At 49.7% G+C, this 17696-nt stretch carries 16 protein-coding genes; 10 read left to right on the top strand and 6 right to left on the bottom strand.

Annotated features, from left to right (window positions below; genetic code table 11):
* Position 1: 1 nt before the first annotated feature.
* The gene (locus ACR8BF_RS18750; RefSeq protein WP_192377948.1) at positions 2 to 871 is read right to left on the bottom strand and encodes an ABC transporter permease; all 870 of its coding nucleotides are present in this window, start codon (positions 869 to 871) and stop codon (positions 2 to 4) included.
* Positions 868 to 1935 carry an ABC transporter ATP-binding protein gene (locus ACR8BF_RS18745; protein WP_192378042.1) on the bottom strand — a complete coding sequence of 356 codons (1068 nt, stop codon included), beginning with the start codon at positions 1933 to 1935 and terminating at the stop codon, positions 868 to 870. The genes ACR8BF_RS18750 and ACR8BF_RS18745 overlap by 4 nt, the downstream gene beginning before the upstream one ends.
* 215 nt (positions 1936 to 2150) lie before the next feature.
* On the opposite strand from ACR8BF_RS18745, the gene ACR8BF_RS18740 reads away from it, so the two are divergent.
* The 7 genes from ACR8BF_RS18740 to ACR8BF_RS18710 all read left to right on the top strand — a co-directional run bounded on the left by ACR8BF_RS18740 (position 2151) and on the right by ACR8BF_RS18710 (position 8128).
* On the top strand, positions 2151 to 2978 hold the full coding sequence (locus ACR8BF_RS18740; protein ID WP_434746105.1) for a glycerophosphodiester phosphodiesterase: 828 nt from the start codon (positions 2151 to 2153) through the stop codon (positions 2976 to 2978).
* Between the two features lie 29 nt (positions 2979 to 3007).
* Positions 3008 to 4126 (top strand): ROK family transcriptional regulator, encoded by a 1119-nt coding sequence (locus tag ACR8BF_RS18735; RefSeq protein ID WP_192377949.1) that lies wholly within the window; start codon positions 3008 to 3010, stop codon positions 4124 to 4126.
* Between the two features lie 70 nt (positions 4127 to 4196).
* Positions 4197 to 4901, top strand: a complete 705-nt coding sequence (locus tag ACR8BF_RS18730) for a DUF1868 domain-containing protein (protein WP_192377950.1) — start codon at positions 4197 to 4199, stop codon at positions 4899 to 4901.
* 127 nt (positions 4902 to 5028) lie between these two features.
* The gene (locus ACR8BF_RS18725; protein WP_434746104.1) at positions 5029 to 5400 is read left to right on the top strand and encodes a hypothetical protein; all 372 of its coding nucleotides are present in this window, start codon (positions 5029 to 5031) and stop codon (positions 5398 to 5400) included.
* Positions 5401 to 6292: 892 nt separating this feature from the next.
* On the top strand, positions 6293 to 6712 hold the full coding sequence (locus ACR8BF_RS18720; protein ID WP_192377952.1) for a hypothetical protein: 420 nt from the start codon (positions 6293 to 6295) through the stop codon (positions 6710 to 6712).
* Positions 6713 to 7246: 534 nt separating this feature from the next.
* A complete protein-coding gene (locus tag ACR8BF_RS18715; protein ID WP_434746103.1) occupies positions 7247 to 7555 on the top strand; it encodes a KTSC domain-containing protein in 309 nt (102 codons plus the stop codon).
* Between the two features lie 249 nt (positions 7556 to 7804).
* Entirely contained in the window at positions 7805 to 8128 is a 324-nt protein-coding gene (locus tag ACR8BF_RS18710; protein ID WP_192377954.1) for a hypothetical protein, read from the top strand.
* A gap of 466 nt (positions 8129 to 8594) precedes the next feature.
* Here the strand turns inward: ACR8BF_RS18710 and ACR8BF_RS18705 are convergent, their stop codons facing one another.
* Positions 8595 to 9389, bottom strand: a complete 795-nt coding sequence (locus ACR8BF_RS18705; protein ID WP_434746102.1) for an AraC family transcriptional regulator — start codon at positions 9387 to 9389, stop codon at positions 8595 to 8597.
* An 87-nt stretch (positions 9390 to 9476) separates the two neighbouring features.
* Here ACR8BF_RS18705 and ACR8BF_RS18700 point away from each other — a divergent pair, with 87 nt between their 5' ends.
* Complete coding sequence (locus ACR8BF_RS18700; protein ID WP_434746101.1) at positions 9477 to 10667, top strand: MFS transporter; 1191 nt, start codon at positions 9477 to 9479, stop codon at positions 10665 to 10667.
* A gap of 95 nt (positions 10668 to 10762) precedes the next feature.
* Here the strand turns inward: ACR8BF_RS18700 and ACR8BF_RS18695 are convergent, their stop codons facing one another.
* A complete protein-coding gene (locus tag ACR8BF_RS18695; RefSeq protein ID WP_434746100.1) occupies positions 10763 to 11680 on the bottom strand; it encodes a LysR substrate-binding domain-containing protein in 918 nt (305 codons plus the stop codon).
* Between the two features lie 130 nt (positions 11681 to 11810).
* Here ACR8BF_RS18695 and ACR8BF_RS18690 point away from each other — a divergent pair, with 130 nt between their 5' ends.
* Positions 11811 to 13208, top strand: a complete 1398-nt coding sequence (locus tag ACR8BF_RS18690) for an amidohydrolase family protein (protein WP_434746099.1) — start codon at positions 11811 to 11813, stop codon at positions 13206 to 13208.
* 247 nt (positions 13209 to 13455) lie between these two features.
* Complete coding sequence (locus ACR8BF_RS18685; protein ID WP_434746098.1) at positions 13456 to 14058, top strand: LysE family translocator; 603 nt, start codon at positions 13456 to 13458, stop codon at positions 14056 to 14058.
* Between the two features lie 183 nt (positions 14059 to 14241).
* Here the strand turns inward: ACR8BF_RS18685 and ACR8BF_RS18680 are convergent, their stop codons facing one another.
* A complete protein-coding gene (locus tag ACR8BF_RS18680) occupies positions 14242 to 15732 on the bottom strand; it encodes a diguanylate cyclase (RefSeq protein WP_434746097.1) in 1491 nt (496 codons plus the stop codon).
* A 383-nt stretch (positions 15733 to 16115) separates the two neighbouring features.
* The gene (locus ACR8BF_RS18675) at positions 16116 to 17660 is read right to left on the bottom strand and encodes a methyl-accepting chemotaxis protein (RefSeq protein ID WP_434746096.1); all 1545 of its coding nucleotides are present in this window, start codon (positions 17658 to 17660) and stop codon (positions 16116 to 16118) included.
* Positions 17661 to 17696 lie beyond the last annotated feature (36 nt).

Genomic DNA, 17696 nt, shown 5'->3' with positions numbered 1-17696 from the left:
TTCACTTCAGGTCCCCTTTACACGTCATAAAAGGTGACATTAGTAACTTAACTAATATGCTGAACAACAGTGAAGTTATCATGATGATCACAGCAATGACTGCAGCGTTATTCCACTCTCCGTACTCCATGGCCGTTGACTGCATCAGTCGCGCAAGCGAATAAACGTTATGAGGCCCGGCGACAGAATAAAATGCAAAATCACCGATTGCATCAATGAATACAATGATCAATGCCACCTGCAGGGCGGGCAGGGTAAGTGGGAGCACAATAGTGATAAACCGCTGCCATTTATTTGCACCTAAATTTCCTGATGCATATAAAAAATCATTTTTCACAGAATTTACTGAGCTGCTTATCAGAATAAGAGCAAAGGGCATGTTCTTCCATACCTGCAGGACAATAACTCCCGTTCCGAAACTGTCATTCTGCATACGCAGTGGAGTACTGATGATGTTTGCAGCCAGAAGGATCTCATTGATAACACCATGAAATGAAATGATGTTGATAAACAAAAAGGCTGCAACAAGGCCAGGGATAAACATAGGTATACGCAATATGGCAATGAGGCTTTCTTTCATGGGCAGCGGCTTTCTCAGCCATAAAGCGATGGGGTATGCAACAATAACGGCACCCAGCGATCCGAGAAGGGAGACTTTTACTGAATAAAGAAGTGAGCTAACTAGGACGGGATCGCGAAGCATTCCGGACCAGTACTGAAGTGTAAAATAACTTTCACCCGTAAGGTTAAAATAACCCATGCTCTGTGCAATCAGAACATAGAATGTTGAGCCCATCAGCATGAGGATAGTGCCAAGCCCGCTTATCATGAGAATCCAGGCTAATAATTCCTGCCGGATAGTCGTTTTCATATCACAGGCTCCAGAAATACGATGGCATTTTCAGGTAAATAGAAACATGCCTGCTCCCCGGTGTTAAAGGAAGGTCTTTTTATAAGTTGCAGCCGCACGTCGGTTCCATCACTTGTGTGCCCCAAAGCCTCGGTATGGTTTCCCATAAAAGCCATACTTTTAACGGTGATGGTAAAGTAATTAGCGTCTGTTTTGCTCTCAGGTATGTATACAGCATCTTCGGGCCGCCAGCATATCCAGCAATGATCGCTTTCAGGTACTCTGGAAGAGCTGACGTAGAAGCCACCCATTGAAGTGGATACCCTGTAATAGCCGGGTTGCTCTGCCCTGCATATGGTTGCCTGCATAATATTTGCCGCACCAATAAAATCGGCAATAAAGCGGTTTGCCGGCTGATAGTATATCTCTTCAGGTGTGCCGACCTGCGCAATGTTCCCTGCATTAAGTACCACAATTTTGTCTGACATGGACAGCGCTTCACTCTGGTCATGCGTCACATAAACTGACGTAAGATTGTGGCACTTCTGAAGCTGCTTGATTTCATATCTCACACTTTCACGCAGCTTTGCATCCAGATTGGAAAGAGGTTCATCAAAAAGCATGACATGAGGCTTCGTTACCATGGCTCTCGCGATCGCAACTCTTTGCTGTTGACCGCCTGAAAGCTGAGAAGGCATTTTGTGTCTTTGTGTTCCAAGGCCCATCTGTTTAAGCACCGTATCCACTGTCAATTTCTGTTCGCCGGGGGGTATCTTCTTCTGCTTCAGCCCATAAGCAATATTGTGAACAACATTCAGATGAGGGAATAACGCGTAGGACTGGAAACACATCGCAGTGCTTCGCTTCTCCGGTGGTAGCGTATTAATTACCTGACCATTAAGAATGATGTTTCCACTGTCCGGGGTAACGAAGCCCGCAATCATCTTCAGAAGGCTTGTTTTACCGCACCCACTGGGTCCAAGCAGGGTGATAAACTCTCCCTCTTCAACATCGAAAGAAATCTCTCTCGCTGCATAGTACTCATCAAAACGCTTTGTAATCTTTTCAAGTCTGAGTTTAGCCATCATGAAATCCCTAGTTATCATCACAATTAAGTTTAATGATTAAACATTAAATTTTTGTGACAGAGAGAAAAAGGCAGATTATTTGCACATTAAACTATCTATCCATATAATTTAAAAGGAAAAAAATAAATTAAAAAATCCCGGTGCTTTTTTTATTAAGTTTAGATAACATACTTATTAATGAAGGCTAACCCTTTTTCTCAAAGGTGAAGAACGTGTTCAACTTCCATCAGGCCAGTAATGGGGTCGTACTGGCGAACGGCCATCGTGGATACTCCAGTAAATATCCTGAAAATACGCTTTTGGCATTTGAAGGCGCACGCCAGGCTGGAATGTCGAGTATTGAGCTCGATGTGCACATGACCCTGGATGAGAAAATGGTGGTTATTCATGATTACCGCATTGACAGAGTATCGGATGGCTCTGGTTATGTGGCAAATATGACTCTCGACGAACTGAGAACGTATGACTTTGGCGTCAGCGCTTCCTCCAAAGAAGGAAAGGCTGCTATACCGCTCCTGGATGACATTTTTAACTGGGCGATCAGGCTTGATATGGGTCTTGTCGTAGAGATAAAACAGCGCAGTCGTCTTGACCGTTTTATTGAAAGATTCAGCGAACTGGTCAACACCAGAACCGGCATTATCGAAAGAATGCAGTTACTCGGGTTTAACCATGTACTGCTTAATCAGATAAAGGATAGGGTTCCGGGTCTGAAGATTCAGACAGTCTCACTCGAGCGATATAAAAACCAGCTTGAAGCCATCCTCGGTTCGGGTGCCGATTGTGTTTGTCTTGAATATGAACATACACATATAGACGATCTTAAGGCCTATAAGCAGGCGGGATTGGGTGTACGTCTTTACCTTAATTCGGGTAAGCTCGGTCTAGATACGCTGGAGTACTATCGCTTCAAATTCGGGCATGATGTCCGCAGCGAGATACTGTTCTGGATAAAGGAAGGTCTGGTTGACATGGTCAGCCATGATGACGTCCTGTATGTCAAAAGACTCATCGAAGACGCCGGGTTAAAATGCGCTTAACCATTTAATGCCCGTAAACAGGAATTATCATGAATTTAGTCAGTGCACCTTTAGAACTGAGCGCGACGCAGCGTAACCTGATTGACCTGATCAGGAATCATGGCACCGTTACTCGGGCCAAGCTCAGTCGCCTCTCAGGCCTGACCCCGGGAGCTATAACACAGCAGTGTCGTGAACTGATTTTTACCGGGCTGATTATCGAGGGTGAGCCTGTACATGATGGCAAGCGTGGTCAGCCTTCGTTACCCCTGCGCCTGAATCCAGGAGGGGCCTGCTCTGTAGGTGTTTCCTTCAGTCCCGGGTTTATTGACATTGCGGTCGTTGACTTAAGCGGAAAACCGCTCATACAGGTGTCAGAAAAACATACTGAAAACCGTGAAATCGCCCACACGGTCAATCAGGTCATACTGATGGTTGCCGGTGCACTTAAAAAGAAACGTTTAAGTAATTCACGAATACTGGGCATTGGATATGCCGTTCCCGGATTCCTGAAAAAAGACGGCCGTAAAAGGCAGACAGTAGCATGGCTTGATACCTGGAGGGAGGTTGACCTTCAGGCGGTGTTTGGCGCAGCGTTACCTTATCCGACCTGGGTAGAAAACATCGTTAATGCTTCTGTCATTGCCGAATATTACTCCGGTAATCACAGTAACATTTCTGACCTTGTCCTTATTGATCTGGGATACGGAATTGCTGCAGGCATTATTGCTGACAATAAGCTACTGAGTGGGGGGTTTTCAAATGCCGGAGAACTTGGAATGAGTTTCCCGCTCGAATTGCCAAGGCCTTCTTATAAAGATTTGCTTATCACTCTGGAGAAAGCCGGTCTTGATCCCGATGAACTTGATGGCCTTGCTGGGAGCGGTAATGAGGTTATTGAGTGCTGGATAGCCCGGGTCAGTGAACAACTGGAACCCATTATATTCAGCTGTATCCAGTGGCTGGATCCTGAAGTTATCACGCTGGGTGGGGCGATGCCTAAAAAAATCGTCGGCCGGCTGGTGAAAGAGCTCAGGCTGAGAGTCAGCGGACGATTAGAGCCGTTACGGCCATCAGCACAAATTGAAGCTTCTGCTTTCAGTAAAGAGGGTGCGTCACGCGGGGCAGCAATGCTGCCCTTATATTACACACTGAATATAAAAAAGTAGCAGTGTCAGACTAGTTTTACTCTGTTGTAAAGGGTACGCCGGCCCGTAAATCAGTAAATGAGGATGGTATATGTCCCGTGATTTAGTCAGTTACGCCCCGGATGTGGGAAGAAAATTTTCATCCTCCGGGTGTCCTTTGCCTTTTGCGGGTAATACATTTCTTGGCCACCTTGAACAGCAAGGGGAAGGATTTAAGACTTTTGATACAATACTTAATGTATACAGAGCACTGCCGGAAACCAGTTTTTTCAGAAAAATGACGGCCCTTCCATCCAGCAGTTACCACATTACGCTTTTTACCGGTGTAAACGAGTGCGATCGTCACTCAGGCCCATGGCCAGCCGGTATATCTCGTGAGCTGGCGCTGGAGGAGCTTAACAGATGTTTCCTGGATAAACTTAGTTTACGTCAGCCAGGCCTGTCTGAATCCTTTGATTTCATTGTGGACTCAGACGCACCATTGCCAGGAAAAAATGATAATTTTTTCATTCCACTACAACCGGCCGATCAGACCACATACAACCGTCTTCAGAAAATAAGAAGTGAGTTGTCAGAAATAACGGGTATTCATCGCGACGATCATTACTCCTATCAGTACCATATTACGCTGGGGTATCTTCTGGAGACGCTTGATGGAGCGGAAACACTGGAATACAGGTACAGAAGTATGGAGTGGAGAGAAATGATTGCGAAAGCTGGTAATATTACCATTCGGGAATTTGAGTTCTGTACATTACGGGACATGTATTCATTCCGCAGAATTTGCACAATCTAGTGCTTTTATGAATTCTCACAGGACAGCTTTAGGATGATCTGAAAAAGAGATACCCTATTGAAAAAATGAAGAAGTATCTTTCAATGTCGCTTTTACAAAATTAAGCTTTTCTGCGAAGGAGAAGTAAATGAGGTGGCTTTATTTAATCAGACCTGTCTTGATTTTGTCCGGCAGCGCAGGTTCTCCATCCTGTAATCTTATGCTTAATAAATCTGATCAGATTGCTTCAGATATTGCTGCATCATGGGTAGGGATATCGCAGGATGAACTGCTGATTGCATGGGGCACGCCGCGATATAGCCTGAATCGGATTGCCGGATGTAGCACACTGACTTACCTGTTTAACAGGCCTGTAAATAAATATGGTTTAACAGCGCGCAATCCTGTGCCGGATTTTGAAACCTGTGCTCATGTTTTTTTTGTCGAGCAGGGCATACTAACAAAATGGCTTTCGACAGGTGGCCTTTCTAACAAAAAGCAGAAAATTGAACTGCAGTAACACTGCCAGCATATGAATCAGCGATTCAGTTTTTACTTTGCCTATCTGTCGCTGTATTCCTGAAAAAAATTGGTCTTTAATTAAGGGGGTGCTCAACAATTTTTACATTGTACCGGCACAAAGCCACGCAGTTCCATAGAAAAATGCATGTAGAGATGTGGAGTAATAACGATACTCGGAAATTTTTTATTTTATTAGATTCAACCTGAGCAGCATTAAACCCTCTGGTTAAAGGGGTATCATGTTGAAAAGGAACTGAGGCTATTGAAATAAAATATATAAATTTATAAGTAATGCTTTTAGGGAAAACATATGCGGTGCATTTATTTAATAATTTCTGTATTAATACTGACTGGATGTGCAGGATCTCCACTCGGCAACCTGATTTTTAATAAACGTTATCAGACTAGTTCAGATATCGCTGCATCATGGGTCGGGTCGTCGGCAGATGAACTGGTAATGGCGTGGGGACCACCTCAAAACAGCCAGACTCTGAGTAACGGAAGCAGCATACTGGATTATCAGTATAACTGGATCGTAAATGGATACGATTCAAGTATGTGGAACTATATTCCTGAATATGCAAACTGTGATAAGCGATTTCTGGTTGAGCAAGGGGTAATAACAAGATGGTATTCATCAGGTGGCTGTCCAAAAAGACCTGAAGGGGCAAAATTGATTGATGGAAGTATACCGGTACCAAAACCAACTCTTTAGTAAGTCTTGTGCTTACCTGTATTTAGCATGGGGAAAGCTTACATAATCCGGCATTTACTGGGAGTAATATCAGTTAAAAACAGATTTTTCAGTATAAAAAAACCTTGACAAAAACTTCGGTGGGAATTTGTCATAAAAATCCAATAAACTCAGGAAATATCATAAGGTCAATATTATGAAGATTTATGTGGTAGCAATTGCATTTATGCTAATCGTTTCAGGATGCAGCTCCTTCAGCGGTGAGGATAAGTTTACCCGGAGTTATGTTTCAGCTCACATCACGCCTAATAAAACAACGGAATCTGAAGTTAAGGCTCTCTATGGCACACCTGACAGACAGACATCACATTCAGACGGTAGTTACGTATGGTCGTTTAATAAGGATGGTAATATGAGCTCGCTTTCAACAGCGCTTTCTTACATTCCCGGAACCTCAGCACTAAGCGGCGCAATGACTAGTGCGACTATAGCACAGAACACCAAGGATGATATAAGTTCTGTTTCTGATAAAGTAACCGGAAATTCAGAGCATCGTAGCGACTCTTTGACAATTTATTTTACCAAAAACAAAGTTGTTTCCGACTGGATTATGTAATTAATCCATGGGCGAGCTGAGAAAATAAAAATCATTCCTGATTAATTATTTTTCTAATATGTTGCTGTTAGGATATTTTCAATTAAAATATAAAAAACTCGCCTCAACAATCTGGAGTTAAAATCATGAAAAAAATTATCTGTATTTCAGCTTTTTCTTTTCTTTTAAGTGCGTGTACTACAATGTCTCCTGATCTCGCAATCCCGATACTACAGGCTGATACTTCCAAAATGTTAGGCCTGGGGTCTTCCGATGAGATAACTGTGACTAATGTCTCCATGTCTAAGCCTGACGCGCTCGGGTCTCAGGTGATATCGTACCGCGCAACTACTGATAAAGGGCGTATTTTAGACTGCGAAGCCCACGTTATTCCTGGCCTTCCGTTACAGGAGCCAACCGTAAGCACGCCTACGTGTAAACCGGTTAAGACCTATAACAAATAAAATCACTACTTTTAGATGCTTAAGTAAATACGCGGAGCGCCTCAGAATAAAGAACATGCGGTGTATAAGCTGTAAGTAAAAAGTATGCTGTATGCCACTGAATTTTACTCTGTACAGGCATTCTTTACGGGTGCCTCGCGCTTTTACTATCAAATATCCTCTTCATCTGGGACCTATCCGGAAGAACACCATGAACAGACATAAAGTTACTTCTACGCTTTTCACAAGCGCGGGATACGATGCAACTACGGGCGTGCTGGAGCTGGAGTACCGGAACGGCGGGCGCAGGCGCTGGCTTGCCGTACCGGCAAAGGTGTACCAGGCGTTTTGTGCGGCCGCAGACAGCGACACTTTTTTCAGAACCCGTATCAATGGTCATTACCTGTCTGATGCACGGTGACAACAACTTTGCCGATGGCTGCTTCGGCAAATGCTCAGTGCTGGCGCATCAGCTGCGCGTACTTATTTTGATAATGTCCCTTTCTGGCACAGAGCGGATTGGCTTCTGGCTGATGTCCACTATAAGTAACCACCAGACATTACATGTCGGAATTAGGCTTTGCAGGCTTAATTTATTGCTTTTCATTCGCGATGGGTAGTGTGTATGTTAATTCATTTAATTTATCTAACTTGTAGGAGTAAGTAGCTAATGTCTGATGTTGAAGCTGGAAATGGAACCCCGGGGATTTCTCTTAGAAAATCGATCGCAATCTATGCAATATTTTTGGTGATCATGTTGGCGCTAATTAGCTTTAGCTCTGGAACCACCTGGTTTCCGGGAATCATTGTTTTAATTGCTTACTTTGTTTTCGGTTTTTTGTTAAACCGCATAGTTCTGCGCAACCTTGTTGAGTGGCACCCGATGTACAATACTATCGGCAATGTATCATCGGCAAAGTTATCGACTTTTGTCTTATGGCCTATTTCTTATCTATTTCTCTTTATCAGGCTTACTATCAACAAAGTTCTTTAATTTAGTATTTACCATACCGCCTTCGGTTATGAACTTACGCCTAAGGCGGCAAATGGTGGATTACCACGACCTCGGAATCCATTTCTATATCAGGACAGTGTTTGCGCATCCCCTTCACAAGTTTGCCGTCCGGCCACTCCTCGCTTTTTCCAAGCCTGATCGCCTAATTAGAAAGTCGCATTTTTTTCGACGTGCGTAACCCAGACCACTATCTTGTCAGTTGCATCCAACATGTTCATGTAAATCATAGGATCCGGGACAATTTCACGTTCCCCCCGACGGATGATCTACTGCTTATTTCCGGAATGATGCTGTCAGTGACCTGCTTCCCGAAAACTAACATGCCATGATGCAAGCAATGTCCGCTTTTGGCACAAAGCGGACAAGCTAACGGAGCTGAGGTCCGCTTTGAGCGAAAAGCGGGTGCTGACGTTGGTTATAAATATTCGGTTTGTATTGTTTTGCATTAGTTTAGAGAGGAAAAATATTGCGTCGGCGATTTACCCAGCGCTTTTCTGAACATCGTAATAAACGCGCTGACCGAATCATATCCCAGCGTTCCGGCTACGCACTGCACGGACTGACCTTCAGCCAGATGGCTCAGGGCAATCATCAAATGCAATTGCTGACGCCAGCGACCAAAGCTCATTCCTGTCGCCTCTTTTATCAGCCTGGCCAGAGATCGTTCGCTGGTGACCAGATGAGCAGCCCACTGCTTTAACGTTCGCCTGTCACCCGGATCATTAAAAAATGTCTCAGCCATATTCCGTATTTTAGGATGATCGGACACGGGAAGATGAAGCGTTTCAACCGGCACATCCGGAATATGCTCCAGCAGCGCCGCTGCGAGCCTGGCGGTTTTACTGTCAGGAGAATAAGCCTGTCCCTGCTCTGCCAGATACAGAACAAGCTCACGAACCAAGGGAGTAATCGCCAGGGTACAGCAGATTTCCGGCATCGCCGCCGCGCCGGGTTCGATAAACAGAAAGCAGGTATCTGCATTCTTCGTGACCCGGCAACTATGGGGGATTTCACCCGGAACCCAGACAGCATGTCCCGGTGGAACAAGCCACAGCGCACCCTCAACCTCACAGCTCACTGCACCGCGCAAAGAGAGAATAAGCTGTCCCTTACGGTGAGCGTGCGGACTCTGACCTGCATACTCACCTGACGATGATACATGCAAAGCAAGTGCAGGCTGACAGAAAGCATCGGCATTAAATTCATCCGGTGAGGTCACCGGTTTTTTATTAGCTGGCATGATTTAGTTATATGTTGTCAGGTTATCTATATTCTGTAACTCATGCTTACTTTAAATTCTTTCTTTTTACCAGAGAAAGAAAAGTTTATGTCCCCTACTACGAACAAGTGGTCTTCAATCATACTTGTGACCGGCATCCTTTTTATAGCCATCAACCTGCGTGTTCCTTTTACCGCTATCGCACCCGTTTTAGATTCGATTCGCCATGATTTCAGGCTAAGTATTACTGCCGTTGGGCTGCTTAACTCGCTGCCTTTACTTGCCTTTGCCGCCATTTCACCCCTGAGCGCATCGATTTCCAGAAGGTACGGTCTGGAACGCACTCTTTTTGGTGCACTGGCCGTCATTTCAGCGGGCATCTTGCTTCGATCCACAGGCACTGTCTGGGCGCTATATAGCGGAACAATATTGATCGGTATCGGGATTGCCCTCGGCAATGTCCTGCTGCCTGGCCTTATCAAGCGTGACTTTTCTGGCAATGTGGCTTCTATGACGGGTGCATATTCCATCACCATGGGCGCGGCTGGTGCTATTGGTTCAGCCATTGTCATTCCTCTGACGCAGGGCTGGGGCTGGCACATCGCATTAGCTATGCTGAGTATTGCACCGCTGCTTGCGTTGCTATTATGGTTGCCACAGTTAAAGAAAAAGCACCAGCTGCCAGCAGCGGGTGGGAAAAAAGCGGCGACCATCGCGGTCTGGCACTCGCTTCTGGCATGGCAGGTCACCCTGTTTATGGGCCTGAATGCGATGCCGTTTTATATTGCTGTCGGCTGGCTGCCAGCCATGCTAACGGACAGTGGTCTCTCCTCAGCTCAGGCCGGTGAGGTACATGGCATCCTTCAGCTTACCACCGCCATTCCCGGCCTGATTCTGGCCGCCACGCTGCGTCGTCTTAACGATCAGAAATTAGCTGCTGCTGGCGTCAGCCTGTTAACCGCGTTGTCCTTTATCGGCATCCTGTGTTTGCCGAATCTGGCGATGCTTTGGGCTGCGCTTCTCGGCTTCGGCTCAGGTGCCAGTATGATGCTGGGCCTGACCTTCATCGGGCTGCGAACCAAAAACGCCGGTGATGCTGCCGCGCTGTCAGGCATGGCGCAGAGTGTCGGTTATCTGATGGCGGCGCTGGGGCCGCTGTTGCTGGGCAAAGTACAGGAGGTGTCCGGAGGCTGGACGGTGCCATTAATGATGACCGCAGCAATTGCAGTCGCAGGTGCCTGCACCGGAATGGCTGCCGGACGAAATGTTCACCTGGAACCGGTGCAGCAGCCGGGTTGAATTCGCTCACAAAGGCAGGGGAAACGACCGGCTCTTCTGCTGAGGATGCTGTTAATTGTCGTTATGAAGAGTCTTCCTGTTACCGGAGCCGTTTTTTACCGGGAAGACCGCTTCTCACCTGCGCCTTCGTGGAAAAGTCCGGCGACCCAGTCAGCAAAAGCGCGCACGGCGGGAGAGAGAAAACGCTGATGCGGATAGAGCATCGTCACCGGCACAGAGCGTGGCTGCCAGTCCGCCAGAACCTCGATCAGTTTGCCTTGCTGGAGACTCTCCGAAATCACATTTTCAGCAAGCTGCGCCAGCCCAAAACCCTCAAGACACAGTCTGATATAGAGTCCCGTTTCGTTAACGGCTGCATTCCCTTCTACCGGAACGGAGAACGCTTCGTTTCCTCGTGTAAAACGCAGTTCATTAGTGCGTCTTCCCGAACCGGAAAAGTAATGAATTGCCCGATGCTGTGACAATGCTTCCGGCGTCTCAGGGACACCGAACGCCCTGAGATAGTCTGGCGAGGCGCAGGTCACCCAGCGAAACCGGCCAAGCGGACGCGCAACCAGTGTGGAGTCAGTTAGTTCACCGGTTCGTATGACGCAATCCACGCCTTCCTGAACAAGATCGACCTGCCGATCGCTCACGCCAATCATCAGGTAAATATCCGGGTAGAGCCGGTAAAAGTCTTTCAGGTTGGGCATGACGATGAAATGGGCGATGCCACCAGGCATATCAACCCGCAGCCGCCCCTGAGGACGTTTGAGGGAATCAGTCAGGCTTGACTCACTATGTTCAATCAGCGACAGAATCTCCCGGCATTGCGCCAGATACTGCAATCCTTCAGGAGTCAGGCTGACACGCCTTGTTGTACGGTTCAGCAGACGCACCTGCAGGTATTTCTCCAGGTTTTTTATCGTGCTGGTAATGGTTGAAGAAGGCAGTGACAGTGTTTCTGCCGCGCGTACAAAACTCCCGGCTTCAGCAACCCGCGTAAAAACCTGCATAGCCTGAATCCTATCCATCGTCCTGTTCCTGAGTAAAAGCGGGTCTGATTATTCGCGAATTATGAATTATGAAAACGCTTTAAGCATCTTTTTCTGGTTAATAGCGGGGCGTATCGTTTCCCTCTTGTTCAGGAAAGAGGCAGGTTTAATGACCGGTTACATCAGAAATATTGTTAACAATCAGAATGTCACTTCACAAGCTACGTTGATTCGTGGCGCGACGATACTGAGCATGGACGGGAACGTCGGTAACATGGAGCGCGGCGATATTCTCATTAACGGCTCAACGATTACCACCGTGGGCCACAACCTTGATGTGCCGGGTGCGTATGTCATTGATGCCACCAACATGATCGCCATGCCGGGAATGGTCGATTCTCATCGTCACGCATGGGAAGGACAGCTGCGTCGCATTAACCCAAATGCCACCTGTCTGGACGACTACAGCAATGCCACGCACTTCTCCTTCGCTAAATATTACCGTCCTGCAGATATCTATGTTGGCAACCTGCTGACTGCGCTCGGCGCTATTGACGCGGGCATCACCACGATGATCGATAACTCGCACAATAGCCGAACCGCAGCACATTCCGATGCCGCCGTCGAAGCCCTGCTTGATACCGGCATTCGTGCCATTCATGCTTCCGGCGCACCGGTAGCTGGCGAGTGGGATAAAGCGCACTGGCCGGGAAACTGGCAGCGTCTGCAGGATAAGTATTTCACCGACAACCCTGAAAGCCTGGTCTCTCTCGCCGTTATGGCCCAGCTGGAGCCCGCGTTGTGGGCCGAGGCCCGCAGGCTGGGACTGTCGATTGTCACTGAGTTTTTTGGCGCTGAGATGGGGTATGAACTTGCGTCGCTGCATCAGCAGGGGCTGCTGGGGCCGGACAATATTTTCAATCACTGCACGGCGCTCCCCGACGAGGGATGGAAAATATTGCGGGAGGCCGGTGTCCGGGTGAACGTCTGCCCACGCTCAGATTCTCACTATGGCATCGAAAGCGGAATGTTCGCCCTTGAGGCCGCGCAGCGTCATGGCATCAATCCTGGCCTGAGCGTAGACAATGAAACGTCGTACAGCACCGATATGTTTATGGAAATGCGTGTCGCCTTTTATCTGCAGCGCGTGATGGGCATGCATCAGCAGCAGTGCTGCGATTCTGAACATGCGCTGAAAACGCTTCCGGCGGCGCGACTCCTTAAAGCCGCAACACTTGATGGCGCGGCCTGTGCAGGGCTGCAGGACAAAGTGGGCAGCCTGACGCCCGGGAAACAAGCCGACCTGGTGCTGATTAGCGCCAGTGATCTCAATCTTTATCCGTCCGGTAATGCCTTTGGCACGGTGGTTCATGCCGCCGAGCGCAGCAACATCGACACCGTCATGATCGGCGGACGCATCGTTAAACAGAACGGTAAAGTGCTGGGCGTAGACAGCACGCGACTGCGTGCGGCGATTGATGAGTCACGTGAGCACCTGTTTGCCGCCTCTGGTTACCAGCCCGACATTTTTGCTGACACCTTCCTGCCGCTGGAGCAGGCAGACTGACCGGGATGAAAAGCATGATCGATAACGTAATCGTTTTGCCGCAGGTCTGAGGATCACCCTGCAAACAACCCTGAGCAGCCAGCTGGCAATTTTTGGCACTACGCGGACTGACCTGGAAGCAAAGTCTGCTGTGAGCGAGAAGCGAACATTCTAATCATGGTGGCTATGTTTTGAGCATGATGAACTTCACATCCCTGATGCTCACGTACTGGTAATCAAAAACAGCGTCAATTACTATCCAAAACCTATGGATATGAATATTTTGGGCTTTATGCCAGCACTGCTCCCTGTTGCACTATCCCCCGGAGCCAGTTTCACACTTGTTATGAACAGTGCTCTTGAAGGGGGTCACAGAGGACTCTTCAGAACGCTTGCCGGGACAGCTCTGGGCATCTATACCCATGCGGTTCTCATAGGGCTTGGCATCACTGCTGTGCTCGTCTCTTCTCCAGAAACGTTTGCTTTTTTAAAAGTTTTCGGAACTGCTTATCTGCTGTGGTTAGGAGTGATGCTCATCCTGAGCGGTATAAAGGCTAATTCTGGCGGATTTGCGGATATAAAGCATTGTGTGACATTAAAACAGGCCTGGCTGGCTAATGTATTGAACCCTAAAGCCATCCTTTTTTATCTGACAGTTGTTTCACAGTTCGCAGGGATAAAGGGAGATGTTTTCAACTACCTAATGCTGGCATCAGTACATGTAATGGTTATGATCCTCTGGCTTTTCGCAGTCAGTCAGATGTTGATCTTTTCAGTAAAAAAAACTAATCCCCTGGTACTCAAAAAGTACGTCAATATTGCTGGCGGAATGTTGCTCATTGCTTTTTCTCTTCACAACCTGACTCAATAGATTATCAGCTTTAGCCATAATGTCCGCTTATGGCACAGAGCGGACATCGTCTTAAGCGGCCGTCAGCTCTGTGTCAGCAGCGCATATACCGGCGATAAATATGCGTACAGAATCAGCAGTAACTGACATGCTGTCACAATAAACGGCCACAAATATTCCTGACCCCGGGCAGGAAAAACTATTTTAACTCATGCCCTGAACGCGGTTGCGGCCGTTGCGTTTCGCCTCGTAAAGCGCCCTGTCAGCCTGCTGCTTCAGACGGTCAGCCTGGTCCGCCTGACCGTCAGAAATCAGGGCGCAGTAACCGGCGCTGAGGGTAACGACCCCTTCAGGAAGCCCGGAGCTTTCATGAACTATTCCGGCACTCATAACGGCCTCTGCCGCCCGCCGGGCCACTTTTTCTGCATCGGCTTTGCCGGTGAAAGGCAGAATAATGGCAAATTCCTCGCCGCCGTAGCGTGCCACCACGTCGCCAGTGCGGTGAGTGAGCCCCTTCAGAATGGCGCCCACCTTTAGCAGGCACGCATCGCCCCCCACGTGTCCGTAGGTGTCGTTGTAACGCTTGAAGAAATCAATATCAAACATAATCAGGGATACAGGTTCGCCTGACGTATACGAGCGCTGCACGGCCTTTTCCAGCATCACGTCAAACTGACGGCGGTTGGCCAGTCCGGTCAGTCCGTCAATCAGCGCCAGGGATTGCAGCGTGTGGTTGATGGTGGTCAGCTCGTCCCTGACCTGCGTAAGTTCAAGCTGGTTTCTGACGTTAGCCTTTACCTGCCTGAGCACAAACATTCCCATGCCGGTAATCATCACAAGCAACACCAGGTTCAGCACAACGTCGGCAGCGTTGGCGGACAGCCACGCCGTCCTGATGGCATCACGGTCATATCCCGCCGTAACTATCAGGGGATACTGTTCAAGGCGGGCGTAGCCATATACCCGCTCGACACCGTCCAGCGTGGAACGCCACGTTGCGCTGCCGCTGGCTGACGTTTTCAGGACCGTTGTGAAAAGCGGGCTGGAGGAAAGGCTGCGGTTAATGGCCGTTTCCGGCAGAGGCCGGATATACAACACGGAGGTGTCAGCCAGTATCAGCGCCAGGACGTCGCGTTCACCCAGCGTATAGTAGCTGTAGAACTGCCGGAAGTAGTCCACCTTTACCGTAGCCAGCGCGATGCCGGCGAACCGGCCCGCCTCATCATTCAGCCGCACTGATACGGGAATGACCAGGTCGCCCGTCGAGCGGCTGCGGATGACGCGGCCGACGTGCACGCCGGTCCCGGTGTGTGTGCGGTGCCAGGCAAAATACTCTCTGTCGGCATTGTTCCCTTTTGCAGGGGTGTAATTACCTGAGGTGGCTATCCACTTACCCTGCGCGTCATAAATAAACAGGCCGTGCAGCTGACGCAGCTTCCCCTGCTGCTCTTTCAGCAGAAGAGCAAAGGCGGGCGTTGCCGCATAGGGAAGTCCGTTAAGGGTGAGCTGCCTGACCGCGTCAGCCAGCGTAATGTCCACCTGAAGGAAGGCGTCTTCCGCCTGTTTTGCCAGCGAAACTGACAGGTTGCGGGCATCGTCCTCGCGTAACTTCTGATTGTGCTGCCAGGAGCTCCACAGCGTCCATATATTGACGCCCACGACGGCCAGTACGGTTATCAGCAGAAAAAAAGCCATGGTCCGGCCCAGCGAATTACGTCTGTAAGATGGCACTGAGCTGCCGGTTTTGTTATCCAAGGTATTCATACCCTCATAAAGCCTGATAATGAAACATAATTTATGAATGAACTTACCGCAAGAAGGGGCGTATAAACTCCGGAGGGTAATGCTGACCGGCCGGGATAAAACCGGCATTGCCCGGTGGCGCCCTTCCCTCCGGCGCGGTCAGGGCCGGTGAGATTCATTTCTTCCGTTAATGCATGCGCTGTGGGGTCATCCATGACCGCTTCTGGCCCGGCCCCTCTTCTGCTTCCTGTCAGCGGCGAGTGAGCATGAAATCGTGCGGCAAACGGACAGGCAGCCCCTGCCCGCGCCGGTATGATATGAGGGTTTATGTGTCCTCAGACGCGGAAGGTATCCACCATCCCCCGCAGAGCATGGACCTGCTCTGCCAGAGACTGGGAGGCAGTCGTTGACTCCTCTACCAGGGCGGCGTTGCTTTGGGTAACCCCGTCCATCTGGCCTACTGCCACCGTAACCTGAGAAATCCCCTGCATCTGTTCGTTCGAAGCCAGGGCGATCTCATCCATCGCCTCAGCCAGCTCGCTGACCTTTCCGGTCACGCTCATGATGTTTGCCGTGGTGCCGTCGGCTACCACAACGCCCGCCTCAACCAGCGTTACCGCATTCTCAATCAGCCCCTTGATGTCCCGGGCCGCCGTCGCGCTGCGCTGCGCGAGATTCCGCACCTCGCTGGCCACCACGGCAAACCCCCGACCCTGCTCCCCGGCGCGCGCCGCCTCAACGGCCGCGTTCAGCGCCAGGATGTTGGTCTGAAAGGCGATGCTTTCAATGGTTCCGGTAATATCCCGCACCTTCGAGGCACTCAGGGATATGTCGGCCATTGTTTTCGTCATCTTATGAACGTTTTCTTCGCCGTTCCGGACGAGCGCCGCGGTTTCACGGGCCGATCCCGCCGCGTGGGTGGCGCCTGCGGTATTACTCCTTACCGTCGCGGTCAGCTCCTCCATACTCGCAGCCGTTTCCTGCAGGGCTGCGGCCTGCTGCTCGGTACGGGCCGACAGCTCGTTATTGCCCTGGGCAATTTCGTCAGATGCCAGCGCGACGGACGCTGAGGCGTCCTTAATCTGAGACACCAGAGCGGCGAGCCGGGTCTGCATCAGGGCCAGGGATGCCAGCATGCTGGCGTTATCACCGGAACGTAACAGGACCTGAGTCGTCAGGTCGCCGCCAGCAATCGCCGCTGCCAGCGTTTGTGCCTGCGCGGGCTCGCCGCCAAGCTGGCGCATCAGTACCCGCACGGTTATAAAGCCGGTGCCGGCGGCCAGCAGGACCGATAACAGAACCAGCCCCCCAAGCAAAGCTCTGGCCAGGCTGATCCCTTCGCTGTTTTTTTCAACGGCATTACGGGCGTTCTGCATCTGAACGTCCGTCATGTTATTCAGCGCCTCCTGCAGCGCCCGCTGTGTCGGGCGGGAGACTTTCATCAGGTACGTAATTGTCTCTTCCTGCCGGTTCTGCAGGCCAAGCCGTCCCGCCTGTTCAAAGCCGGCCATGGCGGGCCCTTCTCTTTCAGTAATCTTGCGAAAGGCCTCACGACCCGCCGCAGTAGAATCGATTTGCATCAGCCGGGCGAGTGCTTCGCGGTTTTTAATGAACAGCTGCTTCTGCTTCTGCACGCGCTCCCACTCCGGCCTCATTTCATCCGGGTCGGTCAGCAGCGCCAGGTTGCGTACCGCGATGGAGATGTCCCGCACGCTGCCCCGCATATCAAGCGCAAGCTGGTACTTTTTCATTTTGACGTCCAGCATGTCGTTCATGCCGTCCCGGGCATGGTTCATGGCGTTGATGGCCACACCGGCGCAGACGGCCAGCAGCAGCACGATGAGGCCGAAGCCCCCGGCAATTCGGGTTGAGACTTTCATGTGGGCTCCCGGGCGAGATAGATTATTTCCTTCACT

Origin of the sequence: Candidatus Pantoea rara (genome assembly GCF_051136265.1) — a bacterium.
GTDB classification, from domain to species: Bacteria; Pseudomonadota; Gammaproteobacteria; order Enterobacterales; family Enterobacteriaceae; genus Pantoea; species Pantoea rara.
This window is presented reverse-complemented; position numbering and strand designations above follow the sequence as displayed.

Bases quoted from the DNA above. Each gene is read 5' to 3' on its own strand.
- ACR8BF_RS18750 (WP_192377948.1), bottom strand. From the start codon at position 871: ATGAAAACGACTATCCGGCAGGAATTATTAGCCTGGATTCTCATGATA.
- ACR8BF_RS18745 (WP_192378042.1), bottom strand. From the start codon at position 1,935: ATGGCTAAACTCAGACTTGAAAAGATTACAAAGCGTTTTGATGAGTAC.
- ACR8BF_RS18735 (WP_192377949.1), top strand. From the start codon at position 3,008: ATGAATTTAGTCAGTGCACCTTTAGAACTGAGCGCGACGCAGCGTAAC.
- ACR8BF_RS18730 (WP_192377950.1), top strand. From the start codon at position 4,197: ATGTCCCGTGATTTAGTCAGTTACGCCCCGGATGTGGGAAGAAAATTT.
- ACR8BF_RS18725 (WP_434746104.1), top strand. From the start codon at position 5,029: ATGAGGTGGCTTTATTTAATCAGACCTGTCTTGATTTTGTCCGGCAGC.
- ACR8BF_RS18720 (WP_192377952.1), top strand. From the start codon at position 6,293: ATGAAGATTTATGTGGTAGCAATTGCATTTATGCTAATCGTTTCAGGA.
- ACR8BF_RS18715 (WP_434746103.1), top strand. From the start codon at position 7,247: ATGCCACTGAATTTTACTCTGTACAGGCATTCTTTACGGGTGCCTCGC.
- ACR8BF_RS18710 (WP_192377954.1), top strand. From the start codon at position 7,805: ATGTCTGATGTTGAAGCTGGAAATGGAACCCCGGGGATTTCTCTTAGA.
- ACR8BF_RS18705 (WP_434746102.1), bottom strand. From the start codon at position 9,389: ATGCCAGCTAATAAAAAACCGGTGACCTCACCGGATGAATTTAATGCC.
- ACR8BF_RS18700 (WP_434746101.1), top strand. From the start codon at position 9,477: ATGTCCCCTACTACGAACAAGTGGTCTTCAATCATACTTGTGACCGGC.
- ACR8BF_RS18695 (WP_434746100.1), bottom strand. From the start codon at position 11,680: ATGGATAGGATTCAGGCTATGCAGGTTTTTACGCGGGTTGCTGAAGCC.
- ACR8BF_RS18690 (WP_434746099.1), top strand. From the start codon at position 11,811: ATGACCGGTTACATCAGAAATATTGTTAACAATCAGAATGTCACTTCA.
- ACR8BF_RS18685 (WP_434746098.1), top strand. From the start codon at position 13,456: ATGGATATGAATATTTTGGGCTTTATGCCAGCACTGCTCCCTGTTGCA.
- ACR8BF_RS18680 (WP_434746097.1), bottom strand. From the start codon at position 15,732: ATGGCTTTTTTTCTGCTGATAACCGTACTGGCCGTCGTGGGCGTCAAT.
- ACR8BF_RS18675 (WP_434746096.1), bottom strand. From the start codon at position 17,660: ATGAAAGTCTCAACCCGAATTGCCGGGGGCTTCGGCCTCATCGTGCTG.